The sequence below is a fragment of the Janibacter zhaoxuefangae genome, from assembly GCF_050271985.1.
In the GTDB taxonomy this organism is placed as follows: domain Bacteria; phylum Actinomycetota; class Actinomycetes; order Actinomycetales; family Dermatophilaceae.
In genome coordinates this window covers 1,060,579-1,087,067 of sequence record NZ_CP189849.1, presented here as the reverse complement: position 1 = coordinate 1,087,067, position 26,489 = coordinate 1,060,579, and the positions used below count along the sequence as shown (strand labels likewise).

The 26,489-nt window shown below is 72.4% G+C and carries 24 protein-coding genes; 7 read left to right on the top strand and 17 right to left on the bottom strand.

Features of this window, described 5'->3' with window-relative positions; genetic code table 11:
• Nucleotides 1–102: 102 nt before the first annotated feature.
• From dinB to metF, 6 genes are all read right to left on the bottom strand, one after another.
• Nucleotides 103–1,398: a DNA polymerase IV gene (gene dinB / locus ACQBAS_RS05125; protein WP_427385310.1), complete on the bottom strand. Its 1,296-nt coding sequence runs from the start codon at nt 1,396–1,398 to the stop codon at nt 103–105.
• Between the two features lie 14 nt (nt 1,399–1,412).
• Nucleotides 1,413–2,189, bottom strand: coding sequence for a methyltransferase domain-containing protein (locus ACQBAS_RS05120; RefSeq protein WP_427385309.1), 777 nt, complete (start codon nt 2,187–2,189; stop codon nt 1,413–1,415).
• A 57-nt stretch (nt 2,190–2,246) separates the two neighbouring features.
• Entirely contained in the window at nt 2,247–6,038 is a 3,792-nt protein-coding gene (locus ACQBAS_RS05115) for a DNA polymerase III subunit alpha (protein WP_427385308.1), read from the bottom strand.
• Nucleotides 6,035–6,472 carry an SAV_6107 family HEPN domain-containing protein gene (locus ACQBAS_RS05110; RefSeq protein ID WP_427385307.1) on the bottom strand — a complete coding sequence of 146 codons (438 nt, stop codon included), beginning with the start codon at nt 6,470–6,472 and terminating at the stop codon, nt 6,035–6,037. Before ACQBAS_RS05110 ends, ACQBAS_RS05115 begins: the two co-directional genes overlap by 4 nt.
• Before the next feature lie 10 nt (nt 6,473–6,482).
• The gene (locus ACQBAS_RS05105; RefSeq protein ID WP_427385306.1) at nt 6,483–6,809 is read right to left on the bottom strand and encodes a DUF6504 family protein; all 327 of its coding nucleotides are present in this window, start codon (nt 6,807–6,809) and stop codon (nt 6,483–6,485) included.
• 66 nt (nt 6,810–6,875) lie between these two features.
• Nucleotides 6,876–7,796 (bottom strand): methylenetetrahydrofolate reductase [NAD(P)H], encoded by a 921-nt coding sequence (gene metF, locus ACQBAS_RS05100; protein WP_427385305.1) that lies wholly within the window; start codon nt 7,794–7,796, stop codon nt 6,876–6,878.
• Nucleotides 7,797–7,882: 86 nt separating this feature from the next.
• Between metF and ACQBAS_RS05095 the strand changes: the two genes are divergently transcribed.
• Nucleotides 7,883–8,971 carry a polyprenyl synthetase family protein gene (locus ACQBAS_RS05095; RefSeq protein WP_427385582.1) on the top strand — a complete coding sequence of 363 codons (1,089 nt, stop codon included), beginning with the start codon at nt 7,883–7,885 and terminating at the stop codon, nt 8,969–8,971.
• Nucleotides 8,972–9,024: 53 nt separating this feature from the next.
• On the opposite strand, the gene ACQBAS_RS05090 is transcribed toward ACQBAS_RS05095, so the two are convergent.
• Nucleotides 9,025–9,426, bottom strand: coding sequence for an Rv2175c family DNA-binding protein (locus ACQBAS_RS05090; RefSeq protein ID WP_427385304.1), 402 nt, complete (start codon nt 9,424–9,426; stop codon nt 9,025–9,027).
• Between the two features lie 208 nt (nt 9,427–9,634).
• On the opposite strand from ACQBAS_RS05090, the gene ACQBAS_RS05085 reads away from it, so the two are divergent.
• The 3 genes from ACQBAS_RS05085 to ACQBAS_RS05075 are packed head-to-tail and all read left to right on the top strand — an operon-like array spanning nt 9,635 to nt 13,776.
• On the top strand, nt 9,635–10,855 hold the full coding sequence (locus ACQBAS_RS05085) for a LysM peptidoglycan-binding domain-containing protein (RefSeq protein WP_427385303.1): 1,221 nt from the start codon (nt 9,635–9,637) through the stop codon (nt 10,853–10,855).
• Nucleotides 10,856–10,896: 41 nt separating this feature from the next.
• A complete protein-coding gene (gene pknB, locus ACQBAS_RS05080; protein ID WP_427385302.1) occupies nt 10,897–12,816 on the top strand; it encodes a Stk1 family PASTA domain-containing Ser/Thr kinase in 1,920 nt (639 codons plus the stop codon).
• Nucleotides 12,817–12,834: 18 nt separating this feature from the next.
• Entirely contained in the window at nt 12,835–13,776 is a 942-nt protein-coding gene (locus ACQBAS_RS05075; RefSeq protein WP_427385301.1) for a DMT family transporter, read from the top strand.
• 43 nt (nt 13,777–13,819) lie between these two features.
• On the opposite strand, the gene ACQBAS_RS05070 is transcribed toward ACQBAS_RS05075, so the two are convergent.
• From ACQBAS_RS05070 to ACQBAS_RS05050, 5 genes are all read right to left on the bottom strand, one after another.
• Complete coding sequence (locus tag ACQBAS_RS05070; protein ID WP_427385300.1) at nt 13,820–14,866, bottom strand: threonine aldolase family protein; 1,047 nt, start codon at nt 14,864–14,866, stop codon at nt 13,820–13,822.
• Nucleotide 14,867: 1 nt separating this feature from the next.
• Entirely contained in the window at nt 14,868–16,220 is a 1,353-nt protein-coding gene (locus ACQBAS_RS05065) for a class II 3-deoxy-7-phosphoheptulonate synthase (RefSeq protein ID WP_427385299.1), read from the bottom strand.
• Between the two features lie 81 nt (nt 16,221–16,301).
• Complete coding sequence (locus tag ACQBAS_RS05060; RefSeq protein WP_427385298.1) at nt 16,302–16,967, bottom strand: response regulator; 666 nt, start codon at nt 16,965–16,967, stop codon at nt 16,302–16,304.
• A complete protein-coding gene (gene macS / locus ACQBAS_RS05055; RefSeq protein WP_427385297.1) occupies nt 16,964–18,268 on the bottom strand; it encodes a MacS family sensor histidine kinase in 1,305 nt (434 codons plus the stop codon). Before macS ends, ACQBAS_RS05060 begins: the two co-directional genes overlap by 4 nt.
• 12 nt (nt 18,269–18,280) lie before the next feature.
• Nucleotides 18,281–19,099, bottom strand: coding sequence for a lysophospholipid acyltransferase family protein (locus ACQBAS_RS05050; protein WP_427385296.1), 819 nt, complete (start codon nt 19,097–19,099; stop codon nt 18,281–18,283).
• Nucleotides 19,100–19,298: 199 nt separating this feature from the next.
• Here ACQBAS_RS05050 and ACQBAS_RS05045 point away from each other — a divergent pair, with 199 nt between their 5' ends.
• Together ACQBAS_RS05045 and ACQBAS_RS05040 are read left to right on the top strand one after the other, a co-directional pair.
• Nucleotides 19,299–20,045 carry an alpha/beta hydrolase gene (locus tag ACQBAS_RS05045; protein WP_427385295.1) on the top strand — a complete coding sequence of 249 codons (747 nt, stop codon included), beginning with the start codon at nt 19,299–19,301 and terminating at the stop codon, nt 20,043–20,045.
• A 14-nt stretch (nt 20,046–20,059) separates the two neighbouring features.
• A complete protein-coding gene (locus ACQBAS_RS05040) occupies nt 20,060–20,665 on the top strand; it encodes a hypothetical protein (RefSeq protein ID WP_427385294.1) in 606 nt (201 codons plus the stop codon).
• Between the two features lie 2 nt (nt 20,666–20,667).
• On the opposite strand, the gene ACQBAS_RS05035 is transcribed toward ACQBAS_RS05040, so the two are convergent.
• Genes ACQBAS_RS05035 through ACQBAS_RS05015 form a run of 5 tightly spaced genes read right to left on the bottom strand, consistent with a single transcriptional unit; the run spans nt 20,668 to nt 24,598 of the window.
• A complete protein-coding gene (locus ACQBAS_RS05035; RefSeq protein WP_427385293.1) occupies nt 20,668–21,423 on the bottom strand; it encodes an endonuclease/exonuclease/phosphatase family protein in 756 nt (251 codons plus the stop codon).
• Nucleotides 21,420–22,397, bottom strand: a complete 978-nt coding sequence (locus tag ACQBAS_RS05030; protein ID WP_427385292.1) for an ROK family glucokinase — start codon at nt 22,395–22,397, stop codon at nt 21,420–21,422. Before ACQBAS_RS05030 ends, ACQBAS_RS05035 begins: the two co-directional genes overlap by 4 nt.
• The gene (locus ACQBAS_RS05025; RefSeq protein ID WP_427385291.1) at nt 22,394–22,906 is read right to left on the bottom strand and encodes a hypothetical protein; all 513 of its coding nucleotides are present in this window, start codon (nt 22,904–22,906) and stop codon (nt 22,394–22,396) included. The genes ACQBAS_RS05030 and ACQBAS_RS05025 overlap by 4 nt, the downstream gene beginning before the upstream one ends.
• Nucleotides 22,893–24,143 carry an ArsA family ATPase gene (locus ACQBAS_RS05020; RefSeq protein WP_427385290.1) on the bottom strand — a complete coding sequence of 417 codons (1,251 nt, stop codon included), beginning with the start codon at nt 24,141–24,143 and terminating at the stop codon, nt 22,893–22,895. Before ACQBAS_RS05020 ends, ACQBAS_RS05025 begins: the two co-directional genes overlap by 14 nt.
• An 8-nt stretch (nt 24,144–24,151) precedes the next feature.
• The gene (locus tag ACQBAS_RS05015; RefSeq protein WP_427385289.1) at nt 24,152–24,598 is read right to left on the bottom strand and encodes an SRPBCC family protein; all 447 of its coding nucleotides are present in this window, start codon (nt 24,596–24,598) and stop codon (nt 24,152–24,154) included.
• 104 nt (nt 24,599–24,702) lie between these two features.
• Here ACQBAS_RS05015 and ACQBAS_RS05010 point away from each other — a divergent pair, with 104 nt between their 5' ends.
• Nucleotides 24,703–26,484 carry an AMP-dependent synthetase/ligase gene (locus ACQBAS_RS05010; protein WP_427385288.1) on the top strand — a complete coding sequence of 594 codons (1,782 nt, stop codon included), beginning with the start codon at nt 24,703–24,705 and terminating at the stop codon, nt 26,482–26,484.
• Nucleotides 26,485–26,489 lie beyond the last annotated feature (5 nt).

Here is a 26,489-nt window from a genome sequence, read left to right as displayed (position 1 = left end):
CCACCTCCTGTGTCCGCGTCGGCTTGCGTGCCCGACGTCATGTGCTCCCGCCACCCCAACGAGCAACCTGCCTCGCGGGTGCCCGCCGATGGAGTGTTCTCTTCAGGATAGGTCGCCCGGTCGCTTCGTGGAAGGCGAATGGCCACCCTCACGGCCCTCGCCGCGCGCGGGTCGGCCGCCGCTGCCCGGCAGGAGGCTGGCCGGCCGCACACTGCCCGCTCCGAATCGGGCGCTGGCACGGTCCACGGCCCGATCGGCGTCGCGCCAGCCCGTCTCCGGTTCGTCGAGGCGCTCCTGGACGGGCGTGCCGGCGGCCGGCGTCAGCCCCTCCATGCGCACGCCGACGAGACGGATCCGGGCGCGGACGAGGCCGAGGGCGTCGAAGAGCTCGCGGGCGGTCTCGTAGACCTCGCGGCTGACGTCCGTCGCCTCCCGCAGGGTCCGGCTGCGCGTGATCGTCGTGAAGTCGGCGAACCGGACCCGGATCGACACGGTGCGACCGACCATCTCGGCGGAACGCACGCGGGCGGCGGTCCGGTCGCTCAACTTCAGCAGGGCCCGGTGGATCTCCACCGGGTCGTCGATGTCGTGGGCGAACGTCTCGTCGGAACCGATGCTCTTCTCGCGGCGCACCGGCTCCACGCGTCGCGGGTCCCGCCCCCAGGACAGGTCGTGCAGGTGCCGGCCGGAGGTGTCCCCCAGGGCGCGCTGGAGGGTGGCCAAGGGGGTGTGGGCGATGTCCGCGACCGTGCGCAGACCGAGGCGCTGGAGGTTCTCCTCGGTGCGGTCGCCGACGCCCCAGAGCGCCCCGACGGGCAACTGCTGGACGAAGGTGACGACCTCCTCCACGGGGACGACGACGAGCCCGTCCGGCTTGGCCAGTCCGGAGGCGAGCTTGGCGACGAACTTCGTCGGGGCCACCCCGACCGAGCACGTGATGCCCTGCTCGTCGGCGACGGTGTCCCGGATCTGCTGAGCGATCGTGGCCGGCGACCCGAGGAGGCGAACCGCGCCCGAGACGTCGAGGAAGGCCTCATCGCTCGACAGCGGCTCGACCACCGGGGTGATGGCGGCGAAGGTCGCCATCACGGCCTTCGAGATCCGGCTGTAGACCTCGAAGTCCGGAGGCAGCACGGTGGCCGTCGGGCAGAGCCGGCGGGCGCGGGTCATCGGCATGGCCGAGGCGACGCCGAAGGCGCGGGCCTCGTAGGTGGCGGAGAGGACGACCCCGCGATGGCCGCCACCGATGATGACCGGGGTGCCGACGAGTTCAGGGTGTGCCAGGAGCGTCGCCGAGGCGTAGAAGGCGTCCATGTCGACGTGCAGGACGGTGCACCCGGTGTCGTCGGGCGGGTGCTCGGCGGAGCGGGCGGGAAGGGCGAACTGGCGGCGGCTCACGGGCGGCCCCGGACTCAGTTCCGACGGGCGAGGATGTGCACGGAGCTGCCGAGCTCGCCGAGGAAGCCGTAGTCCTCGTGCTCGCTGGACGCCCGCTCGAGCTCGAGCAGGGCGACCCGATCGGTCTCGGAGTCCACGAGTGCGGACGGGACGAGGTCGCTGAAGAGGCGCACGCCGTGGACGACCTCGGCGGTGAAGCCGGCGTCGCCGAGCAGGCGCAAGAGGTGGTCGCGGTCGAACCGACGCGGCAGCGGGTCCTGCGGGCCCCAACGGCCGTCGGCGCTGACGAGGGCCTCGCGGGCCTCGGCGAACCGGCCCGCGAGCGCTCGCGAGAGGACGGCGGCGAGGCGCTGGGCGGTGACCAGGGAGAGGTGGCCCCCGGGGGCGAGCACCTCACCGATCCGGCCGAGCACCGCCGCGGGGTCCTCGACGACCTCAAGCGTGCCGTGGCAGCAGACGAGGTCGATCTCGCCGGCGGCGACGACGTCCGGGAGGGTGTCGGCGTCGCCCTGGACCGCGGTGATGCGGTCCGCGACCCGGGACTCGGCGGCGCGCCGGCTGAGCGAGGCGAGCGCGTCGGCGCTCGGGTCGACGACGCGCACGTCGTGACCGAGCTCGGCGAGGGGGACCGCGAGCCCGCCGGTGCCGCCACCGAGGTCGAGGACGCGCAGGGGACGACCGATCTCGCGGCTGCGTGCCGTGGCGAGGTCACTGACCCGGGACCAGACCGCGGCGGTGCGCAGGCCGGTCTCGACACCACCGCGTCGGGGACGTCGTCGCTCGTCGGTCACCTGCGGTCTCCGTTCGTCGGCTGATGCGTGTCGTGCGCGGCTGGCGCGTGCTCCAGCCTAGTGGCCGGCACTGCCGGGGCTCGCGTGCCACAGCTTGCGCGGGGCGAGGTCGGGCACGCCTCGGCCCTGTCGCGGGTCGCCACCGGCGGGTGAGATGTCGGCGTAGGGCGACTGCTTGAAGCCCGACGCATGCACGAGGACCCGCCGTCCCGCCTGCCTCGTGGCCGCCTCGGCCTGCTCGGCGAGGTCGCGCGCCCGGGCCTCGACCTGTCCCATCTCGGCCTGGACCGCGGGCAGTCCGCCGTGGGACCACGCCTCCCACAACCCCGACAGCTCCCATGCCCCCGTCGCGCGCAGCGAGATGCCGCGCTCGCCGGTGCGGCGCACCACCCCGCGGACGAGGAGCAACCACGAGTGGAAGACCGTCCCGGCGTAGGGACCCTGGACGTCCTCGAAGAAGGTCGTGTCGATCGGCCCGCTCGCGTCGTCGAGCGTGAGGAAGACGACCCGCCGGCCGGTGCGGATCGGCGGGGTCTGGGTGGCGACCTTCACCCCGGCGACGAGGACACTCGACCCGCTCCGCGCCGAGAGGAGGTCGGCCGCCCTGGTCGTCCCGAGCGCCGTGACGAGGGGGGCGTAGGCCTCCATGACGTGGGCACTGACGTCGAGGCCGAGAACGTCCAGCTCGGCGCGGGTGCGCTCCACCGAGGTCATCTCGGGCAGCCCGCTGCCCATCCGCAGTTCGGGGGTGTCGCCGAGATCGAGCGCGAGCTGGACGGGCGTCGCGGCGACCGCCCGCGGGGCTCGGGACTGGGCCGCCGCGAGGGCACGGGTGTCCGCGCCCTCGCTATCGGACCGTAGGTCGGACCGCAGGTCGGGAGGCGCTGGCCGGGACCGGCCCTTCCCGGTGCGCCGGTGGCTGCGGGACCAGCGGTCGAGCTCCGCGACGTGCAGGAGCAGGTCGCGCCGGGTGACCCGGCCACGCCGGCCGACGCCGTCGCCACCGGTGCCGTGCAGGTCGTCGAAGCCACCAGCCATGACGAGTCGCTCGACGACGGGACGGCTGACCGCGGCCCGGGTCCAGAAGTCCGCGAGGGAGACATAGGGCTGCCCGCCGACGATGCGCTCGACCTCGGCGTCGCTGATCCCCTTCACCTCCCGCAGGGAGAGCCGGATCCCGTGCCGGCTGCCGTCGGGGAGATCCGGGTGCCGCGGGACCGGGGGCGCCTCCCACGACTCCACCCTCTCGATGGCGAAGGTGTCCTTCGACGCGTTGACGTCGATGCCGAGCACGTGGATGCCGAGAGTGCGGGCGTCGTCGAGGATGAGCCGCTTCGGATACATCCCCGGGTCATGCGTGAGCACCCCCGCGAGGAAGGCCGCCGGGTGGTGGGTCTTGAGCCAGGCCGAGTGATAGGTCGGGAGGGCGAAGGCGGCCGCGTGCGCCTTGCAGAAACCGAAGGACGCGAAGGCCTTGAGCACGGCCCAGATCCGATCGACCTCGGCCGGGGTGTACCCGCGAGCGGACGCTGCCGGGCGCCACCACGACTCGATCCGATCCTGTCCGTCGGGGCTGCCCATGGCCCGGCGGACCTCGTCCGCCTGGGCCAGGGTCACCCCCGTCGTCTCGGCGATGACGCGCAGCATCTGCTCGTGGAAGACGACCACGCCCTCGGTCTCGGCGAGCGCGGGCACGAGCGTGGGGTGCAGGTGGTCCGCCTCCGCCCAGCCGTGCCGCGCCTCGAGGAAGGGGCGGATCATGTCGGACTTCACCGGGCCGGGGCGGAAGAGGGAGATGTCGATGATGAGGTCCTCGAACCGCTGTGGCCCGAACTTGCCGATGAGCTCCCGCTGCCCGGGGCTCTCGATCTGGAAGCAGCCGAGGGTGTGCGTGCTGCGGATGAGCCGGAAGGTCGGCTCATCGTCGAGGGGGACGCACCGCTCATCGTCGAGGTCGATCTCCGCTCCCTCGACCCGCGCGGCCTCGGCGACGGCGTGGGCCATGGCGGACTGCATCCGGATGCCGAGGACGTCGAGCTTGAGCAGGCCGAGCGCCTCGACGTCGTCCTTGTCGAACTGGCTCATGGGGAACCCGAGCCAGCTCGCCTCGACGGGGGTGCGGTCGAGCAGGCCGCCGTTGGACAGGACGATCCCGCAGGGGTGCAGCGCGATGTGCCGCGGGAGGCCGTCGAGGCGTTCGACGAGGTCGAAGAAGGTCGCCATCCGTGGGGTGTCCAGGCCCTCGGCGCGCAGCTCGGGCAGGTCGGCGATGGCATTCCGGGCGTCGCGGGCCCGGATGTGCGGGAAGGCCTTGGCGATCTGGTCGACCTCCGTCGGGGGCATGCCCAGGGCGGCACCGACGTCCCGGACGGCATGGCGCACGCGGTAGGTGTCCATCATCGACACGCACGTGACCCGCTCCCCGCTGAACCGCTCGAGGATGCGCTCGTAGATCTCGGTGCGTCGGTCGGACTCCACGTCGATGTCGATGTCCGGCAGCTCGGCGCGCAGCGGTGAGCAGAACCGCTCCATGAGGAGGTCGTGCCGGATCGGGTCGACCCCGGAGATGCCCAGGAGGTGGTTGATGAGGCTGCCGGCGCCGGAGCCGCGCGCCGCGACGCGCACCCCCATCTCCCGGATGAGGTCGACGACGGTCGCCACGGTGAGGAAGTAGGTGGGATAGCCGAGCTCGGCGACGACGGCGAGCTCGTCGTCGAGGCGATCGTGCACCCGGACGAGCTGGTCCTCCGTCGCGCCGGGGTATCGGGTGGGGACCGCCTCCCGGCATCGTCGGGCAAGGACCGCCTGCGGGTCCTCGTCCGGCCCCAACCCGAGGACCGCCGGCTCGGGCAGGTGCACCGCGCCGATCCCGAGGTCGTGGCGCGGGTGCTGCGTGGTGCGCACGGCGAGTTCGCGGGTCTCGAGGACGAGTCGGCGCGCCCGCGCACACACCCCGTCGGGTCCGGGGCTGCCGCCGGTGATGTCCTGCGCCCGGGCCCACATCGTCGCCGAGTCGGCGAGGTGGCCGGCATCGGTGACCTGGTCGAGGTGGGCCGCGCGCAGGGGGACGAGGCGGCGCGCGGCGTCGAGGACGTCCGCGGTCCGCGCATCGGCGGTGTCGAGGTGTCGGACGGCCGCCGAGAGGATGGCGGGCACTCCCGCCTCGTCGGCGAGGCCGAGCATGCGGCGGGCGTGGGACCGCGAACCGGGGGTGCCGGCGGGGCCTCCGTGGCAGACGATCTCCATGACGAGCGCGTCCGGCGGCAGGATCCGGCGCCACGCCTGCAGGCGGGCCCGGGCCTCGCCGTCACGGCGGGCGAGGACGGCGCGGCCCACGTCCGAGTCGGGGCCGAGGAGGACGACGAGGGGGCTGGGGACGTCGTCCTCCCCCGTCACCCGACAGTGGCGCGCGATGAGGTGCGGAGAACTGATCGGTGTCCCCCGCTCACCCTTCAGGTGGGTGGCCGTGACGAGGCGGCACAGGGCAGCCCAGCCCGCGCCGGGCGCCAACCCGACCGCAGTCCCCCGGGCGAGCACGGTGACCCGGGGGTGCCGCGGATCGACCTGCGCCCCGCCGCGCACCGGCGTGCGTCGGGGCGCGGGCGCCGGATCACCTGTCGCGACGGCGAGATCCACGCCGAGGACGGCATCGATCCCCGCCGCGGCCGCGGCCCGGACGAACCGGACGGCCCCGTAGAGACCGTCGCGGTCGGTCAGCCCGAGCACCGGCTGGCCGAGCTCGGCAGCGCGGGCGACGAGCGCCTCGGGACGGGCGGTGCCGTACCGCATCGAGAAACCGGAGGCGACGTGCAGGTGGGTGAACTCCTCGCGTGTGCCGGAGCCGGTCACGACCACCCCACCAGCGCGGCACAGGGCACGCCGGCCGCACTCGCCGCCGGCAACCCCAACGTCTCCGCGACGATCACGACGAAGTCGGCGCTCTGCCGCAGCAGGTCGTCCGCGTCCCGCGGGGTGACGTGCTCGACGCCGTGCTCGACACGATGGCGCCGCGACGTGGACAACGCGAAGAAGCTCGACCACTCCCCCAACTCCGGCGCCACCGCGGGGACGAGGTCCCAGACGCTCGTCAGGCCGCGGGTGTCGTCGCGGTGGCCGCGCAGGGCCACGACGGCCGCACCGGCCCGCAGCGCGGCGAGCTGGGAATGCAGGTAGCGAGCGCGGACCCGGTCGGCCCGCCCCGCCTCGACGAGACTGGCCCGGGCGCCGTCGAGCAGGTCCATGGCGGAGGCCGCACGGGCTCCGTCGATCGGTGTCGCCGTCATCCCGCCGCCCTCAGTCCTGGGCTCGCAGGAGCGTCCACGCCGCACCGGCCGCGCCGAGGTCGTAGACCCCCGGGACGCCGTGCCGACCGGCACTGGCGGCGACGCGCCAGACCTGGCGCGGGCCGCCTTCGTCGCTCGCCTCCCCGGGATCACGCCACCAGGCGCCCCGCTCCTGCCACTGGTCGATCACCTCGCGGACGACGAAGAGCCGCCCCCGCCACATGAACTGCTCCGGCTCCCTCGTCGCCCTGACCTCGACCTGCTCCTCGTACCGCCGCACCATGACGCACTCCTCGACACTGACCTGCTCGACCCACTCGAACGGTCGTTCGAACACATGTTCGAATGTACCTGTAGGCGGTGACAGCGCTCAAGTCCGCGAGGGTGGACCGAGGGTGCTCGCCTAGCCGGCGAGCGAACTGCGCTCCAGGCCGAGGTTGTCGTGCACCTCGAGGGTCGCGGTGGAGCGGTTCATGGTGATGAAGTGCAGCCCCGGAGCGCCCTCGGCGAGCATCCGCTCGGCCAGTTCGGTGGCGATCTCGACGCCGACTTCGCGCACGGCCGCGGGGTCACCCTCGACGGCCGTGAGTCGCGACAGCACCGCGTCGGGCATCGGGGTGCCCATGAGTTCCGCCATCCGCGCGATCTGCCGGACGTTCGTCACGGGCATGAGCCCCGGGGTGATCGGCAGGTCGCGACGGGCGGCCACGGCATCGCGCAGCCGCAGGTAACTGTCGGCGTCGAAGACCATCTGGGTCACCGCGTAGGTCGCCCCGGCATCGGCCTTGCGCACGAGGGTCTCGACGTCGGCCGCGAAGTCGGCGGACTCGGGGTGCCCGTCCGGGAACGCCGCGACGCCCACCGTGAAGTCCCCGAGCGACCGCACGAGGCTGACGAGCTCGTCGGCGTGGCTGAGCCCCTCGGGGTGGGCGATCCACTCCCCGCGCACATCCCCCTTCGGGTCGCCGCGCAGCGCGAGGATGTCCCGGACGCCCGCGGCCGCGTACTGCCCGATGACGCCGCGCAGCTGCGCGATCGAGGCGTCCACACAGGTGAGGTGCGCCAGCGGGGTCAAGGTCGTCTCCGCGGCGATCCGCTGCGTGACGCGCACGGTGCGGTCCTGGGTGGTGCCGCCCGCCCCGTACGTCACGGAGACGAAATCGGGGCGCACCCGCTCGAGCCGGCGGATGGCGTCCCAGAGGACCTCCTCACCCGCGTCGTCCTTCGGCGGGAAGAACTCGAAGCTGATCGAAACCGTGTCCGCGCGCAGGCGGGACGGAATGGAGGAGCCTCTCGTGGCGGGGCGGGGACTACGGGCGACCATGCGGGTGAGGGTAGTCGAGGGTCAGGTCGTAGGCTTCGGGGCGACGACAGGTGAGAACGCCTCAAAGCCACGACCCGGGAGCCATGGTGTCCGACCCCCTCAGCGCCGCTGGGCTGCGCGCTCGGGTGCAGGAGTGCATCGACGCCGAACTGGCGACCCAGGGTGACGTCCTTGCCGAACTCGGACCCGACGTCGACGACCTCCTCGCGGCCATCCGCACCCTGCTGAGCGGCGGCAAGCGCCTGCGCGCCGCCTTCCTCTACTGGGGGCTGCGGGCTGCCGGCCGCCCGGACTCCGACGGCGCCATCCGACTGGCGACGTCGATGGAGTTCTTCCAGGCCGCGGCACTGCTCCACGACGACGTCATGGACGACAGCGACACCCGCCGCGGCGCACCCGCCGCCCACCGCTCGCTGGCCACCGACCACCAGCGCCGTGCGTGGACCGGCGACGCGGACCGCTTCGGGGCTGCCGGGGCCATCCTCGCCGGCAACCTCTGCCTCACCTGGACGGACGAGCTCTATGCCACCGCCGGGCTGCCCGATGCCGACCTCGCCCGCGGGCGGGCCCTCTTCGACCGGATGCGCTCCCAGCTCATGGCGGGGCAGTTCCTCGACGTCGTCGAGTCGGTCCGGCCCTGGGACGCACTGGACTCGGCGGAGCGACTGACCCGTGCGCGGCGAGTCATCCACTACAAGAGTGCGAAGTACTCGATCGAGCACCCGCTCCTCATCGGCGCCCTCGTCGGCGGGCTGGCCAACGAGCCGCTGGCGGCGCTCTCCCGTTACGGCCTGGCGCTCGGCGAGGCCTTCCAGCTGCGGGACGACCTGCTCGGTGTCTTCGGCGACCCGGCCACGACCGGTAAGCCTGCCGGGGACGACCTTCGCGAGGGCAAGCGCACGGTCCTCGTGGCGCACACCCTCGACGGGGCCGACGAGCGGGGTCGCGACCTGCTCGCCCGACGGCTCGGCTCCCCCGACCTCACACCGCAGGACGTCGCCGACCTGCGACAGGTCATCACCGACTCCGGAGCCGTCTCGGCCATCGAGGCCGAGATCACCGCGCTGACCGCGACGGCGCACGAGGCGCTCGCGGCCGCGGAAGGGGACCTCGAGCCCGAGGCCGCCAAGGTCCTGGCCGATCTCGTCGACGTGACGACCGCTCGCGCCACCTGAACCCGCGCCGTCCGAGACGGAGCGTCAGCACGCACCCTCGCCCGGGGTGAGGGTCAGAGCGCCTCTTCCATGGCGCGTCGCCGCACCTCGGTCTTGAAGCCGGCGTGGACGGCGCCCATGGCGCTGCCGCCGGGGAAGGTGTCGTCCGGCGTGAAGAGCCAGCGCAGGATCTCCTCGTCGTTCATCCGCCCGTCGGCGAGGACGGTGAAGGTGCCCGCGAGGGAGGGGATGATCCCCTCCTCGTCGAGGAAGGCGGCGGGCACGGCCACGACCTTGCGCTCACCGATGCGGTGGGCCAGGACCTCGCGGTCGTCGATGAGGCGGCGCACGATCGACAGCGGCAGGTCGAGCCGCTCGGCCAGGTCCGGGACGGTGAGCCAGTCCCCCACGAGGGACTCGAGGGAGACCTCGTCGGTGGCGGCGTCGGTGGCGGGGGTCTCGTCCGGGGTGTTCACGGCGCGAAGCCTAACCCGCGAGCGGTGCGGCACGCGGTCGGCGCGCGTCCCGCACCGCGGCACGGGCCTCGTGTAGCGTCCCGAAACAGCAATCACACAAGTCACACGAGTCCCATCTGCCCCGCTAACAACGTCTGTCACAGCGCCTGTCGTCACAGCGCCTGTCGCGGCGTCGGACGCTCGCTCCTCACGGAAGGCCTCGGCACCCATGGCACCCTTCTTCCTCCACGGCCCCGCCACCGCGCCCCCACCCGTCACCCTCGACATCCCCATGGGCGTGCACACCGCCGCCCAGACGGCCCCGCGCGGGTGGACGAAGCACACCGTTCGAGCCGGCGAGACCCTCTACGACCTCGCGCTCAAGCACAACGTCAGCGTCAACGCGCTCGCGGTCCGCAACAAGCTCGGACCCAACCGGATGATCTACACCGGCCTCGACATCTGGGTGCCGCGCTCCGGATCCGGCGCCGCGCCCGCGCGGGGCGCAGGACACTCGACGAAGGCAGCCAAGGCCCGGCACACCGCGCGCGCCACCGGCGGTTACACCGTCCGCGCGGGCGACACACTCGTCGGCATCGCCGCGCGCCACCACATGAGCCTCGATCGGCTCCGCGCGCTCAACGACATCTCGGGTGACACCTTCATCCACCCCGGGCAGCGACTGCGCGTCAGCGGCACGGCCGCGACGGCCCAGCGCAAGGCCACGGCGACGGCCACGAAGACCCGCCGGGCCGCCCGCTCGACCACGCACCACACCGTGCGGGCCGGCGAGACGCTCTCGGACATCGCGCTCGCGCACCACATGTCGTTGAGCCGGCTCCTCAAGCTCAACCACCGTCCGGCCAGCGCCTTCATCCACCCCGGTGAGCGCCTCGCCGTCACGGGTTCGCGCGCGAGCCGCGCGGCCACCCCGGCACGCCAGACGAAGACCAAGACGAACGGTCACCACAAGGGCAACACCTTCGCCGGCCGCACCTACAGCGGCGCGATCGTCTCCGCCTCGGACCGCAACCGCGCCACGCTCGCCACGCGCTCCGTTCCCACGCGTGAGCAGATGCGGGCGCTGATCTCCCGGACTGCGCGTCAGCACGGCGTCGACCCGCGCCTCGCGCTCGCCATCTCCTACCAGGAGTCCGGCTGGGACCAGCGTCAGGTGTCGGTGGCCAACGCCGTCGGCGTCATGCAGGTCATCCCGTCGACGGTCGAGTGGACCTCGGAGCTCGTCGGCCGCCGCCTCGACCCGCTGGACCCGCAGGACAACGTCACCGCCGGTGTCGTCCTGCTGCGCCAGCTGACCCGGATGACGGACAGCCGCAACCACGTCATCGCCGGCTACTACCAGGGCCTCGGCTCCGTGCAGGCCAACGGCATGTACGCCGACACCCAGCAGTACGTCCGCAACGTCAACTACTTCCGCGCCCGGATGTGACCGAGCCCGGTACGGCCTGAGGAGGTTCGTAGACTTCTGTGGTGTCCGCGCCCGTGAACAGCAGCCTCGTCGGTGAACTCATCGACGGGCGCTACGCCGTGCAGCGACACCTCGCCGACGGCGGGATGGCCGCGGTCTACCTCGCCACGGACACGCGTCTCGACCGCGAGGTCGCCCTCAAGGTCATGCGCCCGGAGTTGGCCCGCGACGAGGAGTTCGTCACCCGCTTCCGGCGCGAGGCCCGCAGCATCGCCCGCCTCTCGCACCCCCACGTCGTCCAGGTTCACGACCAGGGAGAGGACCGCGGGCACGCCTTCCTCGCCCTCGAGTACGTGCCCGGCCGAACCCTGCGCCAGGTGCTCACCGACGAGGGTGCGCTGACCCCTCGGGCCGCCCTCGACCTCCTCGACCAGATCCTCCAGGGTCTCGGCGCCGCCCACCGGGCCGGGTTCGTCCACCGCGACGTCAAGCCGGAGAACGTGCTCATCCGCGACGACGGCATGGTGAAGGTCGCCGACTTCGGTCTCGTCCGCGCCATCAGTTCACAGACCGCCACGGCCCAGTCGGGCGTCGTCTTCGGCACGGTCGCCTACCTCTCCCCCGAGCAGGTCGAGCGCGGCACCGCCGACGCCCGCAGCGACGTCTACGCCGCGGGGCTCCTGCTCTTCGAGATGGTCACCGGCCGGAAGGCGGTCACGGGCGAGTCGCCCATCCAGGTGGCCTACCAGCACGTGCACGGCGGACTGCCGACCGCCGCGAGCGTCCAGGGCTCCGTGCCCCCGGCCGTCGACGACCTCATCGCCCACGCCACGAGCCGCGACCCGCAGGACCGTCCGGCTGACGCCGACGCGCTGCGGGAGGCGGTCCGCGCCGTCCGGGCGCACCTCTCCCCCGCGGAACTGGACGCCCGCCCCACGGGACCCGCCGCGGCGACCGCGTCCCGTGGCGCGGCCACGGCCGCCTTCGTCCCCGGTGGCGCCACGCGCGCCCTCGGCCGGACGGGGCAGACCTCCCCGGTGGCGGCCTCCGGCAACCGGCCCCCTTCCCCTCCCTCGCACTCACCCGCCCTCCGTCCCCGCCGAGGTCGGATCGCCGCGCTCCTGCTCGCGCTGACGATCCTGCTCGGTGGGGGCGGTGCGGCGTGGTGGTTCACCGCCGGTCCCGGCTCGACGACGCTCGTGCCCGACCTCGACGGCACGACGTCGGCCGAGGCCGCGGCCCTCCTCGAGGCGGCCGACCTCGGCCACCGGGAGCGCCGCACGTGGGACGAGAAGGTCGCCGCCGGCCGAGTCATCACGAGCAACCCGGCCTCGGGCACCGAGATCCGTCGCAGCACGACCGTCACGGTGACCCTCTCCAAGGGCCCGGAGCGCTTCCGCGTCCCCGATCTGTCCGGCCTCACGGTCGACGAGGCGAAGGCCGCTCTCGCCGGGGAGAACCTCACCGCCGGCACGACGAGCGAGGAGTTCCACGAGGAGATCGCGGCCGGCAAGGTCATCCGCACCGGCCCCGAGGCCGGCGAGCAGCTCAAGCGCGGCGCCGCCGTCTCCCTCGTCGTCAGCAAGGGCCGCGAGCCCATCGCCGTCCCGCAGGTCGCCGGCAAGGCCGCCGATGAGGCCGCGTCGATCCTCGAGTCGGCCGGCCTGAAGGTCGTGCGCGAGGACCCCGTCTTCGACCCGCAGGTCCCCAAGGGCGCCGTCATCAGTCAGGATCAGGCGAGCGCGACCCTCTTCCGCGGCGACACGGTGACCCTGCGCATCTCGAAGGGGCCCGAGATGGTGACCGTGCCCGACGTCCAGGGCAGGCAGGAGGCGGACGCGATCCGGATCCTCAAGGAGGCCGGCTTCACCGTGAAGGTGGAGCGTTACCTCGGTGGCATCTTCGGGACCGTCCGGACGAGCACGCCCGGCGGCGGCACCTCGGCGATCAAGGGCAGCAGCGTCACCCTCGTGGTCGTCTGACCGATGCCTGATCCCGACATGACCCGGTCCTCCACGGCCCGGGTGACCGCCACAGCGCCCTCGGGCGCGACCCTCGCCACCCTGCTGCTGATCAGCGTCACCGCCGTGTGGGGCTCGACCTTCTTCCTCATCCGCGACCTCGTGGCGCACGTCCCGTCGGCCGACTTCCTCGCCGTCCGGTTCCTCATCGCAGCGGTCGCGATGGGCGCCCTCTTCCACCGTCAGGTCCGCGCCCTCGACCGGCGCCAACTGCGGATCGGCGTCGTGCTCGGGCTGCTCTACGGGGTGGCCCAGCTGCTCCAGACCGTCGGGCTCGAGCACACCGACGCCTCCGTGTCGGGCTTCATCACGGGGATGTACGTCGTCCTCACCCCCGTCATCGGCGCCTTCCTCCTGCGCGATCGGCTCCCCCGGTCGACGTGGCTCGCGGTCGGACTGGCGACCGCCGGGCTGGCGGTGCTGGCCCTACGCGGCGTTGCGGTCGGCACCGGCGAGGGCCTCACGCTGCTGGCAGCCGGTCTGTATGCCCTGCACATCATCGGACTCGGACGCTGGAGCACCGCGTCGACGGCCGTCGGGCTGGCCACGGTCCAGGCCGTCGTCATCGGGCTCCTCTGCCTGGTCATCGCCGCCCCCGACGGCGTCACCCTCCCGGCCGACGGCGGACAGTGGCTCTCGCTGCTCTACATGGCGCTCATCGCCGGCGCCGTCGCGCTGTGGGCGCAGACCTGGGCACAGTCGCACCTCACCGCGACCCGCGCGGCCATCGTCATGACCCTGGAACCCGTCTTCGCGGCCCTCTTCGCCGTGCTGCTCGGGGGCGAGTCGCTCACCGCACGCATGGCGCTCGGTGGTGGGCTCGTCCTCGCCGGGATGTACATCGCCGAGCTGGGCGGTCGCCGCAGCGATGTCCGGGCCGACGTCGACCCGCCTTCGGAGGCCCTGCACCACGAGCCGTGACGCGCGCTGCCGCTCGGGCGGGCGGGCGACGGACCGCGGCGGATCAGTCCTGGGAGAGCAGGTCGATCATGACCTGCGCCGCGAGGTCGGTCGCCTCGTCGTCGACGTCGAGGTGCCAGACGAGGCGGACGCTCGTCGGGGTCACCGGATAGATCCGGACGCCCCGCTCCGCCGCAGCCGCCGTGACCTCCCGAGAGGTCCGACCGGATCCCGTGGCGTCGACGATGACGATGTTGGTCTCCACCGCCGCGGCGTCGAGCGCCTCGGGGACGGCCTGGGAGACGAGCGCGGCGAAGCGGGCCGCGCGCGCGTGGTCCTCGGCCAGCCGCTCGACGTGGTGGTCGAGCGCGTGCAGTCCGGCGGCCGCGAGGATGCCGATCTGCCGCATCCCGCCGCCGTACCGCTTGCGCCAGATCCGAGCAGCGGCCATCTTCTCGGCGGACCCGACGAGCACGGAGCCGACGGGGGCGCCGAGACCCTTGCTGAGGCAGACGCTGACGGTGTCGAACTCGCGGCCGTAGTCGGCGAGCGGGACGCCGGTGGCGACGTGGGCGTTCCAGAGCCGGGCGCCGTCGAGGTGCATCGCGACGCCGGCCTCGCGGCTGACGCGTCGCACCTCGCGGATCGCCTCGATCGGCTGGACGGTGCCGCCGCCGAAGTTGTGCGTGTTCTCGAGGACGATGAGCGCCGTGGACACCTGATAGGGGTCGGCGCCCGGCGCCATGAGGCCGAGGGGACTCTCCGGGTCGAGCCGCCCGCGCGTGCTGCTCCACGAGCGCGAGGTGATGCCCGAGAAGGCGGCTGCGGCGCCGAGCTCGGCGCGCAGGACGTGCGCGAGCTGATCCGCGATGAGCTCCTGGCCGACGTCGACGTGCAGGCGCACCCCGAGCTGGTTGGCCATGGACCCGGTCGGCGTGAAGAGACCGGCCTCATGGCCGAGCAGCTCGGCCACCCGGGACTCCAGCGCCGCCACCGTCGGGTCCTCGCCGAAGACGTCGTCGCCGACCTCGGCGTCGGCCATCGCCGCCCGCATGGCGGGCGTCGGCTTGGTCAGGGTGTCCGACAGCAGGTCGGCGCGGAAGGACGCCACGTCAGTCGCGGCTGAGCATCTCGGCCACGAGGAACGCGAGCTCGAGGCTCTGCTGGTGGTTCAGCCGCGGGTCGCAGACGCTCTCGTAGCGCTTGTTGAGGTCCTCGTCGTTGATCTCGGTCGCGCCACCGAGGCACTCGGTGACGTCGTTGCCGGTGAGCTCGACGTGGATGCCGCCGGGGACGGAACCCATCGCCCGGTGCGCCTCGAAGAAGCCCTCGACCTCGTTGACGACGTCGTCGAAGCGACGCGTCTTGTAGCCGGTCGTCGACTCGAACGTGTTGCCGTGCATCGGGTCGCAGATCCACGTCACGACGGCCCCGGTGGACTGGACCGCCTCGATGACGGGCGGCAGCGCGTCGCGGATCGTGCCAGCACCCATGCGCGTGATGAGCGTCAGGCGGCCCGGCTCGCGGTTCGGGTCGAGGAGGTCGATGACTCGACGCAGCTCGTCCGGCTGGGCCTTGTCCGAGACCTTCATCCCGATCGGGTTGCGGATGCGGGAGACGAAGTCGAGGTGGGCACCGTCGAGCTGACGGGTGCGCTCACCGATCCACACGAAGTGGCCGGAGGTGTCGTAGAGGTCGCCCGTTCGGGAGTCCACGCGCGTCATCGGCCGCTCGTAGTCGAGCAGCAGCGCCTCGTGGGCCGACCAGAACTCGGTCGCCCGCATGGCCTCGAAGTCCGCACCGCAGGCGGCCATGAACTTCATCGCCTTGTCGATGTCGCGGGCCAGACCCTCGTAGCGGGCATTGGCCGAGTTCGCGACGAAGCCGCGGTTCCACTCGTGCACGTAGCGCAGGTCGGCGAAGCCACCCTGGGTGAAGGCGCGCACGAGGTTCAGCGTCGAGGCGGCCGCGTGGTAGCCGGTGATCAGACGCTGCGGGTCGGGCGTGCGCGACTCCGGGGTGAACTCGAAATCGTTGACCATGTCGCCGCGGTAGGCGGGCAGGGTGACGCCCTCGCGGGTCTCGCTCGTGCTGCTGCGAGGCTTGGCGTACTGACCGGCCATCCGGCCGATCTTCACGACCGGCACCGAGGCGCCGTAGGTGAGGACGGCGGCCATCTGCAGGATCGTCTTGACGCGGTCGCGGATGTTGTCGGCCGTCGCGGACACGAAGGTCTCGGCGCAGTCGCCGCCCTGGAGCACGAAGGCCTCGCCGGCTGCGGCCGCGGCCATCCGGTCACGAAGGTCGTCACACTCGCCCGCGAAGACGAGCGGCGGATAGGTCGCGAGCTGCTCCACGACGGACGCGAGTGCGGTCGCGTCCGGCCACTCCGGCTGCTGTGCGGCCGGGAGGGAGGTCGCGTCCGGGAGGACGCTCTTGGGCTCTGCGGGGGTCGTCGTGGTCACCCGGCAAGGATAAGCGCCGCCCCCATTCGTCGTGGACGCGCCCGCCATCCGGGCAAGCCGTGCTCGGTGTCCCGTCCGGGTTCAGTCCAGGCGCGGCTCGTCGAGTCCGCGGCTGATGGCGAAGCGCGTCAGCTCGACCCGGTTGTGCAGGTGCAGCTTGCCGAGGATGTTCTGGACGTGGTTCTGCACCGTGCGGTGAGAGAGGACGAGATCGGCCGCGATCTCCTTGTAGGACATGCCGGTCGCGACGAGGCGCAGGATGTCCGTCTCCCGGGCGGTGAGTTCCGGCGCGGGCCGGCTCCGACGTCCGCTCGCCGGTGCTCCACCGTCGGCCATCTCGCGGAACTCGCCGAGCACCATCCCGGCCAGACCCGGCGTGAACACCGCCTCCCCGCGGGCCGTCGCGTGCACCGCGGCGACGATCTCCTCGCTCGATGCGGACTTCACGAGGTAGCCCGAGGCGCCCGCCTTGATGGCCGCCAGGACGTCGCTCTCCTCGCCGCTCGCGGAGAGGATGAGGATGTGGGTGCTGAGGTCCGACAGGGCGTGGCAGACCTCGTCGCCCCTCAGGTGGGGCAGGTGGAGATCGAGCACGAGGACGTCGGGCTGGGTGGCCCGCGTCCGCGCCACGGCGGACGGGCCGTCGACGGCCGTCCCCACGACCTCGAGGTCGTTGGCCTGAAGGTCGCGCGCCAACGCGTCGCGCCACATGGGGTGGTCGTCGGCGACCAGGACGGTCACGCTCATGGCTGGTTCTCCCTCGTCGTCCCTCGTGTCGCCCCCGGTGACGTCCCTCGTGTCGCCCCCGGTGGCCTGCCGGTCGAGTCCCCCGGGCTGGCCCGGGGGACGGTCAGGCTCACGGTGCATCCGTGCCCCGGGCGCGAGCGCCACTCGGCCCGGCCCCCGAGGTCCTCGATGCGCCCCCGAATGCTCGAGGAGACCCCCATTCGCCCGTCCGACGCCGCCTCGTCGAGGCGGCCGTCGGCCATGCCGGCGCCGTTGTCCCGGACGGTGACGGCGACCTCGCGGCCCAGGTCCTCGACGAGGATCCAGGCGAGCGCACCCTCGCCCGCATGCGCGTCCACGTTGTCGAGGGCCGCCCGCACGGCGGCATCGACCTCGGCCACGACCCGCTCGGGCAGCCTGACCGGCCCCACCGGGAGGGCGACGTCGACGGTCGGCGAGCGGTGGCGTGCCAACGTCGTCGCGAGGTCTCGCTCCGTGTCCTCGGTCCGCTCGGGATCGCCGGCCGCCCGGGCGCGCGTGACGAAGGTGCGCAGGTCGCGTTCCTGGCCGGCGGCCAGGTCGGCGAGCTCCACCGCGGCGCCGCCGATCTGCCCGCCGCGGCGGTGGATGAAGGTCAGCGTCTGCAGCACGCCGTCGTGCACGATCCGGTTGAGCCGCTCGCGTTCGTCGAGGCGCTCCTTGGCCCGCAACGCCTCGACGAGGAGCGCGTGACTGGCGCGGGCCGTCGAGGCCGCCAACCCGACGATCGTCCCGAGGACGATCAGGAGGACGATGTTGTGCCACGTCCCGCCGTTGGGCTCGTGCACGACGACGACGTCGGCGATGGCGATGGGGACCACCGCGGCGAGCCCCCCACGAACGCCCCACAACAGGGCCCCGCCGATGACGGGCGCTCCCGCGACGATGCCCGGCACGGTGGGGGCCCCACCCACGATGACGTCACGCGGGAAGGCGGCCCAGGCCGACATGATGGCCGCGACCACGAGCACGAGTTCGATGGCGACGAAGGCCGGACGCAACCGGCCGATGACCGCCTGGACGACGGCCCACGCGAGCAGGACGACGAGCGCCCCGACGACGACGGCCGGACGCGTCATCTCGTCGCGCCACGTCCACATCAGGACGGCCGCATAGGCCAACGTCAGGAAGCGGTAACCGATGACGGCGCGTTCGCCCGCGACGATGAACTGCTCGCGCCCCGCCGAGACCTGACTGGTCGGGTCGAAGACGCCGACGCGCAACGCGCCCCCGTGCCTGCCCCGTGCGCCGTCCGCGCTGTCGTCGTGTGCCTTCGCCCCCATCAACGGCACCCGTCAGTCGGCGTCGCGCCCGCGCGGCTCATCGCGGTCCGTCGTGGGGCCGTCCTCGTCGAGGCCGAGGGCTTCCTCGAGTTCCTTGGCCGCGCGCCCGGGCTTGGCTGCCTCCTGGACCTGCCGCGCCCGCGCCTTCGCGGCGCTGACGATCCGGTCCTTCATCGACGTGGCGTACATGTCCACGTACTCCTGGCCGGAGAGCTTCATCAGGGCGTACATGATCTCGTCGGTGATCGAGCGCAGGACGAACCGGTCGTCCTCCATGCCCTGGTAGCGGGAGAAGTCGAGAGGCTCGCCGATCTTGACGCCGATGCGCATCACGTTGGGGATGATCTGGCCCGTCGGCTGGGCCTTGTCGGTGCCGATCATGGCCACGGGGATCACCGGGACGCCCGCCTCGAGCGCCATCCGGGCGACGCCGGTACGACCCCGGAAGAGTCGCCCGTCGGGCGAACGGGTGCCCTCGGGGTAGAGCCCGAGGAGCTCACCACGCCGCAGGATGCGCAGCCCCGAGGTGAGCGCCGCCTGACTCGCCTTGCCGCCGCTGCGGTCGATGGGGACCTGGCCGACGCCACGCATGAAGGTCGCCGTCGCGCGCCCCTTGAGGCCGCGCCCGGTGAAGTAGTCCGCCTTCGCCAGGAAGGTCACGCGCCGGTCGAGCACGAGCGGCAGGAAGATCGAGTCAGAGAAGGAGAGGTGGTTGCTCGCGAAGATCGCCCCGCCGGTCTCCGGGACATGCTCGAGGCCCTCCACCTGGGGCCGGAAGAGCACCCGCAGGACCGGTCCGAGCACGATCCGCTTGAGGAACCAGTAGAGCAACGGTGCACCTCCCGTGCGCGCACGCACCTCCCGTAGGTGCGACGCCGGGAACGCTACCGCACGACCGGGCGCTGCACGGCGGTCCTGTCGAGGCTCGTCACGGTCGTGGACGTGCGTGCCCGTGGCCCCCTTCCGCGTGCGAGGATCGGGGCGTCCCACGAACACGACGGAACCACCACGACAGCACGACGGAGATGACATGGGTGTCGCACCGGGAGCCGAGCCATTCGCGCACGACGGGGGTGACGTGGGCGTCCTCGTCGTCCACGGTTTCTCCGGGTCGCCCAAGAGCATGCGGCCGTGGGCCGAGCACCTCGCCGCGCAGGGCTACACCGTCCGGCTCCCCCGCCTGCCCGGCCACGGCACGACGTGGCAGGAGATGAACCGCACGACCTGGCACGACTGGTACGGCGAGGTCGAGCGCGAGTTCCTCGCGCTCCGCGCCACCTGCCGGAAGGTGGTCGTCGTGGGCCTGTCGATGGGCGGCGCCCTCGCCACCCGGCTGGCGCAGCAGCACCACGACGACGTCGCCGGGCTCGTGCTCGTCAACCCGGCGATCAAGGTCGAGGACGTCCGCCTCAAGGCCCTGCCGCTGCTCAAACGTCTCGTCCCGTCGCTGCCGGGCATCGGCAACGACATCAAGAAGCCGGGTCAGGACGAGGGCGCCTACGACCGGGTCCCGCTGCGCGCCCTGCACTCGCAGACGCAGCTGTGGGACACCGTGATCCGTGACCTGCCCGCCGTGTCGCAGCCTGTGCTCCTGCTCCGGTCCGCGGTGGACAACGTCGTGCCGGCATCGAGTTCGGCGCTCCTGCTCTCGCGGATCTCCAGCACCGACGTGACGGAGATCGTCCTCGAGGACAGCTACCACGTGGCGACGATCGACAACGACGCCCCCGTCATCTTCGACGAGAGCGCCGCCTTCATCGACCGCGTCACGGCCTGACGGCGGGCACACGCATGGGTGCGCCCGAGGATGACCTGCACGCGCGCTTCGACGCGATCGTCGCGGGCTGGGACACCACCGCGGATGATCCGGTGGTCGAGCCCCCCGTCGAGCCCCCCGTCGAGCCTGCGGTCGAGCCTGCCGACGACGCACCCGTCGGCTCCGACGACACCGTCAGCACCGGTGACACCGACAACACCGTCAGCACCGGTGACACCGACAGCACCGACACCACGGAGAAGGCGGACGACACCCCCTCGGCCGGCGGACCGCTCAAGGGGTCCACGAACGTGCCGTGGCGCGCGAGTGCCCCGCAGCACTCCATCGCCGACGCCGTCTTCCAGGACGGTCCGTCGTCCCGCGACGACGAGGACGAGGAGCACTGGGCGCCACCGGCGCCCGCGCCGTTGCCCCCGCAGGAGGACCTCCACTTCTGGGGTGCCCTGATCGGTCTCACGACGGGGCCGCTGCTCCTGCTCTGGCTCGTCATCGCCCGACCCGAGGTCTCCGGGTGGTGGACGTGGATCGCGCTCGGCCTGACGGTCGGCGGCATGGCGCTCGTCGTGCTGCGCCAACCCCCCGAGCGCCACGACGACCCGGATCACGGCGCCCGCGTCTGACCTCAGTTCTGGCTGAGGTCCGGGGCGCCGGCGTCCTGGGCGATCTCCTCGACGACCTCACCCACCGCTTCCTCACGGGGCGTCAGCGCGTCGAGTTCGATGTCGATCCAGATGGGGCGATGATCCGTCGCGGCCACGAGGTCCGCGGTCGGCAGGTCAATCTCGACGTGGGGCCGGACGCGGATCGAGGGTGACGCGAAGACGACGTCGATGGCGCTCCGGGGGGCGCGCGCCGGGAAGGTGGGGATGCGCGGCGAGACCACCCGCAGGGGCTGGGCGAGGTAACTCCAGGCCCTGCCGCCCTCCTTCTCGTTGAGGTCCCCCGCGAGGACGATCTGATCGATGTCGCCGAGGGTCTCGAGGATCGTGTGGGCGTGCCGTTCCCGCTCGTCCTCGTCAAGGCTGAGGTGGACGCTCGCGACGTTGACCGGGCGGTACCCCGGCGCCGCGACCCGCAGGACGGCGAAGCCTCGGGTGTCGAGCCGCGAGACGACCTTGAGCGCATGGTGGCGCGCCTCGAGGACGTCGACCCGCATCGACGTGAGGATCGTCGTCTGTCCGCTGCGCCCGGCACGCCCCGACCAGACGAGGTCGCACTCGGCCGCGAACCCGGCGACCCGGTGCCCGACGAAGGGGCCACGCGGCACCTCCTGCAGACACAGGACGTCGGGGTCGATGGCCCGCACGACGCGGGCGAGCGCCGCCCGGTCGTCCTTGAAGGCGCGTGCGTTGTAGGAGGCGATGCGGATGGTCCTCACGCCGGTCCCCCTTCGTGGAGAGCGTGTCGACGGGCCAGATCGGCCGCGCCGATGAGGCCGGCCTCATTGCCGAGCTCCGCGACGACGACGTCGGCGAGGGCACGGTGTCCGCGCCCCGACAGCTGGGTGGCGTAGGTGCGTCGCGCGGGTGCGAGCAGGAGCTCGCCGGCCGCGCTGACCCCACCGCCGATGACGAAGGTCGCCGGGTCGAGGGCCGCAGCGAGGTTGGCGAGGCCGACCCCGAGCCAGTGGCCGATCTCCCCGAAGAGTTCGATGGCGGTGGCGTCGCCCGCCTGGGCCGCCTCGGTGACGAGCGGACCGGTCAGCTGGTGAGGGTCGTTTCCCGTCCGGGCCAGCAGGTCCGCCGCCATCGGGCTGCGCGCGCTGACGAGCGACTGCGCCTCCCGGACGAGTGCGTTCCCGGAGGAGTACTGCTCCCAGCAGCCGCGGTTGCCGCACTCGCAGCGCAGCCCGCCGGGCACGACCTGCATGTGGCCGAACTCCCCGGCCAGGCCGTAGCGGCCACGCACGAGGGAACCACCGATGAGCATGGCGCCACCGATGCCCGTCCCCAGCGTGATCATGACGACGTGGTCGGCGCCTCGGGCCGCCCCGAAGCGCGACTCGGCCCACAGTGCGGCGTTGGCGTCGTTGTCGACGAGGACCGGGACCTCGAGCCGCTCCTCCAGAGCGTGCTGCAGGGGCTCGTCGCGCCACGACAGGTGCGGCGCGAAGACGACGGTGCCGCGCTCCGCATCGACGAAGCCGGCCGCGCCGACCCCGACGGCCACCACGTCCGGGTGCCGTTCCAGCAGCGGCGCCACGGTGCGCAGGAGCGTCTCCTCGACGACGGCCGGGCTCTGCGAGCGCTCGGGGGTGTCGAGGCGGGATCGGTCGTGCACGCGTCCCGTCTCGTCGACGACGCCGGCGGCGACCTTTGTCCCACCGATGTCGACCCCGATGGCGAGGCTCATCGCTCCTGCCCGTCGAGTTCGGTGTGGTCATCCGCATCGTCGTCGGGGAGGTCGTCGTCAGCATCGTCATCGACGACGGGCACGACCCGGCTCGAGCCGCCGCGGTCGGCCGACCCGGAGGGCGCCGCAGACCCGGCATCGGCATCGGGTCGCAACGCCGACGTGGCGACGTCGCGCAGGGCGTCGCCGAGCGCGACGATGGCGGCGCCGAGCCGGTCGAGGCTCTCCGGCGCCACGGCCTGCAGGCCGCGGGCCGCCGAGCACAGCGGGCACCAGCCGCACACTCGGTCGGGGTGCTCCTCGCGCTCCTCGCGCTCCTCGTGCTCCGCGTGATCCGCGTGGGCGTCGTGATCCGCGTGGTCGTCGTGCTCGGCACGGGACTCGTCGCGAGAGTCATCGCGCCGCGGGGCTCGCGATGAGGACGCCTCCGCGTGCTGGCCGAGCGCCGCGAGGAACCGGGCCGCCTCCTGCGCCACGGAGCCGACCTGTTCGCCGTCAGCGGGAGCCATCGGGCCACTCCTGAGGGTTGGGAACGAAGTGAAGGGTGAGCACGCCCCGTCGGACCCCGGCGCGTGCCACGTCGCATCGTCTCAGAACGGCCGGCAGCACGATGACCCGCCGGTGGCCGGCCACCTCGAGGACCATCTCGTCGGCGGTCCGCTCGACGTGCACCTCCCCCGCGGTGACGAAAGGGAGCGGCAGGCGCAGGCGGAAGCCGTCTCCGTCGGGCTCGATCGTCAGGCCACCCGCAGCCCGTCCCGGCGCGCCACGCTCTGGCGCACCCGTCCCGGCCTCCGACCCGAGGTCACCGAGGTGCTCCATCCGCTCCCACGCGTCGACGAGCGCCGCCACCCCGACGGGCTCCTCCGGAAGGTAGGGCACCCGGGGTTGGGCCAACCCGGCGAAGGAATCCGCGATGTCGTCCAGCCCCTTGGCCTGGGCGGCGTTCCACCCCGCGAGCCAGCCCGGTTCGACCCCTTCGCCATCGGCCTCGGGCAGGACCCTGTTGACCACCACGGCGTCGACGCCGTACCCGAGCAGGGAGAGGGTCGTCCACGTCCGGCGGGCCTCGGCGATGACCATCCGCTCCGGCGTGGTGACGAGGCGGATGCGTGCCTCGGGTCCGGTCAGGACGTCGCGCACCCCGAGCATGTCGTCCTGCCATCCACGCACCGCATCGAGGACCCGTTTGCTCGGCTGCGGGATCCCGACGAGCGGCCCGCCCGGCACGCTGAGCACCCGCTGCCAACGGGCGAGGACCGGCACGAGCCGTCCCAGTTGCCGCGCCGCCGCCTCGGGCAGCGACAGCAGGCGCAGGGTCTCGGTCGTGGGCGCGCAGTCGAGGATGATCAGGTCCCACGTCCCCGTGCGGGCCCGCTCGCCCAACTCCAGCAGGCCCGCCATCTCGTCGGCGCCGGGCAGGGAGGTGAGTTCCGAGGCGAGCACGGGATCGACCCCGAGCCGGTCGAGGACCTCCTCGAGGTAGCCCCGCACCACGTCCCAGCCGGGCTCCACGCGCCGGGCCCGCGTCACGTGCAGGGCATCCAGTCCGGCCTCGATCGGCACCGGCTCCCCGTCGCCGTGCGCGAGGTCGACGCCGAGGGCGTCACCCAGCGAGTGCGCGGGGTCGGTGGAGAGCACCAGGGTGCGAAGCCCCGCCCGCGCGGCACCGGCGGCCGTCGCGGCCGCCACCGTGGTCTTCCCGACGCCACCCTTGCCGGTGTAGAGGACGATCTGCGGGGACACGTCCCGGGTCAGCCCTCGACGCGCTTCTTGAGATCCTTCAGCGCGGTGTCCACGATCATCTTCTCGGCCTTGCGCTTGAGCATGCCGAGCATGGGGATCTTGATGTCGACGGTCAGGACATACGTCACGAGGGTGCTGTCCTCGGACTGGGCCTCGAGCCGGTAGGCGCCGTCGAGTTGCTTGAGCATCGTCGCCTCGACGAGGTTCCAGCTGACCTCGCCCGTGCCGTCCTCGGCGATGGCCCAGTCGTACTCGAGGGTGTAGGTGTCCTTGACGGCTCCGGCGTCCAGGGTGAAGGTCACCCGGTCGGCCCAACCGCCGCCGTCCTCACCGAGAACCTCGACGTTCTTGACCTCCTTCGCCCACTCCGGATATGCCTCGAAGTCGGCGATGACGTCGATGACGTCGGCCGCGGGGGCGTTGATGAGGATGCTCGCCTCGGTGCTGTCTGCCATGCCGTGGAGACTAGCGCGCGATCGGTGTGGCCATGCTCCCTCCGGCACGGCCGTCACGCTGGGTATGGTTCGGAGAGAGATCCGCATCCATTAGGAGTACTTCCGTGCAGGACAGCGTCATGCCCCTCATCGTCGAGGGCGCCCCCACCGACAGCCTCGCCGACCTCCCGCGTCGGAATGCGAACAACCAGCCCACGCGAGTGGCCTTCTCCGCGCGATCCGGATCCGGCTGGAGTGACATCACGACGACGGAGTTCGCCGACCAGGTGGACGCCCTCGCCTCCGGCCTCATCGCGGCCGGCGTCGGTCTCGGCGACAGCGTCGCGATCATGAGCAAGACGCGCTACGAGTGGACGTTGGCCGACTTCGCCATCTGGTCCGCCGGCGCGGTGGCCGTCCCGATCTACGAGACGTCCTCCCCCGAGCAGGTCGAGTGGATCCTCAAGGACTCCGGCGCCGTCGGCGCGGTCGTCGAGACCGCTGCCCACGCGGGCGTGATCGAGTCCGTGCGCGGCAACCTCCCGCACCTCGCCCACGTCTGGCAGATCGACGACGGAGACCTCGACGAGCTGCAGGCCGGTGGCGTCGCCGCCAGCGCCGTCGCCGCCCGCCGCGAGGCCATCGGCCGCGACACCATCGCGACCATCATCTACACCTCGGGCACGACGGGGCGCCCCAAGGGCTGCGAGCTGACCCACGACAACTTCCTCGGCCTGGCCGAGAACACCATCGGCAAGCTCGGTGAGGTCGTCCTGCGTGACAACGCCTCCACCCTGCTGTTCCTCCCGCTGGCGCACGTCTTCGCTCGCTTCATCGAGGTCCTCTGCGTCGTTGCCGAGGCCCGGATGGGGCACAGCTCGAACCTCACCGACATCCTCGGCGACTTCGCGTCCTTCAAGCCGACCTTCATCCTCGCCGTCCCCCGCGTCTTCGAGAAGATCTTCAACAAGGCCTCGGAGCAGGCCACGGCCGATGGCAAGGGCAAGATCTTCGACAAGGCCGCCGACACGGCCATCGCCTACTCGGAGGCTCTCGACAAGGGTGCGGTCCCCTTCAAGTTGCGGGCGCTGCACGCGGTCTTCGACAAGCTCGTCTACAGCAAGATCCGCACGAAGATGGGTGGCCAGGTCGGGTACGCCGTCTCGGGCGGCGCGCCGCTGGGCACGCGTCTGGGCCACTTCTTCCGGGGCATCGGCGTCACGATCCTCGAGGGCTACGGCCTGACCGAGACCACGGCACCCGCCGCGGTCAACATCCCGGCGAACGTGAAGATCGGCACCGTCGGCCCGCCGCTGCCGGGTGTCTCCCTGCGCGTAGCCGAGGACGGCGAGATCCTCATCAAGGGCATCAACGTCCTCAAGGGCTACCGCAACAACCCGGAGGCGACGGCCGCCGCCATCGTCGACGGCTGGTTCCACACCGGCGACATCGGCGAGCTGGACGAGGACGGCTACCTCAAGATCACCGGCCGCAAGAAGGAGATCCTCGTGACGGCCGGCGGCAAGAACGTCGCCCCCGCCGTGCTCGAGGACCGCCTGCGCGCGCACCCGCTCGTCTCGCAGACGATGGTCGTCGGCGACCAGAAGCCCTTCATCGCCGCGCTCGTGACCCTCGACGAGGAGATGCTCCCCGGCTGGGCCGCCAACCACGACCTGGCCGGCCTGACCCCCGAGCAGGCGCGCACCAACGAGAAGGTGCTCGCGGCCCTGCAGGAGGCCGTCGACGAGGCCAACAAGGCCGTCTCCAAGGCCGAGTCGATCCGCAAGTTCGTGGTCCTCGAGGGCGACTTCACCGAAGAGAACGGCTACCTCACGCCGTCGCTGAAGCTCAAGCGCAATCTGGTCCTGCGGGACTTCGACGAGCAGATCGAAGCGATCTACGGCTGACCGTC

Coding starts and splice junctions, on each gene's coding strand:
- ACQBAS_RS05110 (WP_427385307.1), bottom strand. CDS start 6,472: ATGACGGCGACACCGATCGACGGAGCCCGTGCGGCCTCCGCCATGGAC.
- metF (WP_427385305.1), bottom strand. CDS start 7,796: ATGGTCGCCCGTAGTCCCCGCCCCGCCACGAGAGGCTCCTCCATTCCG.
- ACQBAS_RS05085 (WP_427385303.1), top strand. CDS start 9,635: ATGGCACCCTTCTTCCTCCACGGCCCCGCCACCGCGCCCCCACCCGTC.
- ACQBAS_RS05075 (WP_427385301.1), top strand. CDS start 12,835: ATGACCCGGTCCTCCACGGCCCGGGTGACCGCCACAGCGCCCTCGGGC.
- ACQBAS_RS05060 (WP_427385298.1), bottom strand. CDS start 16,967: ATGAGCGTGACCGTCCTGGTCGCCGACGACCACCCCATGTGGCGCGAC.
- macS (WP_427385297.1), bottom strand. CDS start 18,268: ATGGGGGCGAAGGCACACGACGACAGCGCGGACGGCGCACGGGGCAGG.
- ACQBAS_RS05045 (WP_427385295.1), top strand. CDS start 19,299: ATGGGTGTCGCACCGGGAGCCGAGCCATTCGCGCACGACGGGGGTGAC.
- ACQBAS_RS05040 (WP_427385294.1), top strand. CDS start 20,060: ATGGGTGCGCCCGAGGATGACCTGCACGCGCGCTTCGACGCGATCGTC.
- ACQBAS_RS05030 (WP_427385292.1), bottom strand. CDS start 22,397: ATGAGCCTCGCCATCGGGGTCGACATCGGTGGGACAAAGGTCGCCGCC.
- ACQBAS_RS05025 (WP_427385291.1), bottom strand. CDS start 22,906: ATGGCTCCCGCTGACGGCGAACAGGTCGGCTCCGTGGCGCAGGAGGCG.
- ACQBAS_RS05015 (WP_427385289.1), bottom strand. CDS start 24,598: ATGGCAGACAGCACCGAGGCGAGCATCCTCATCAACGCCCCCGCGGCC.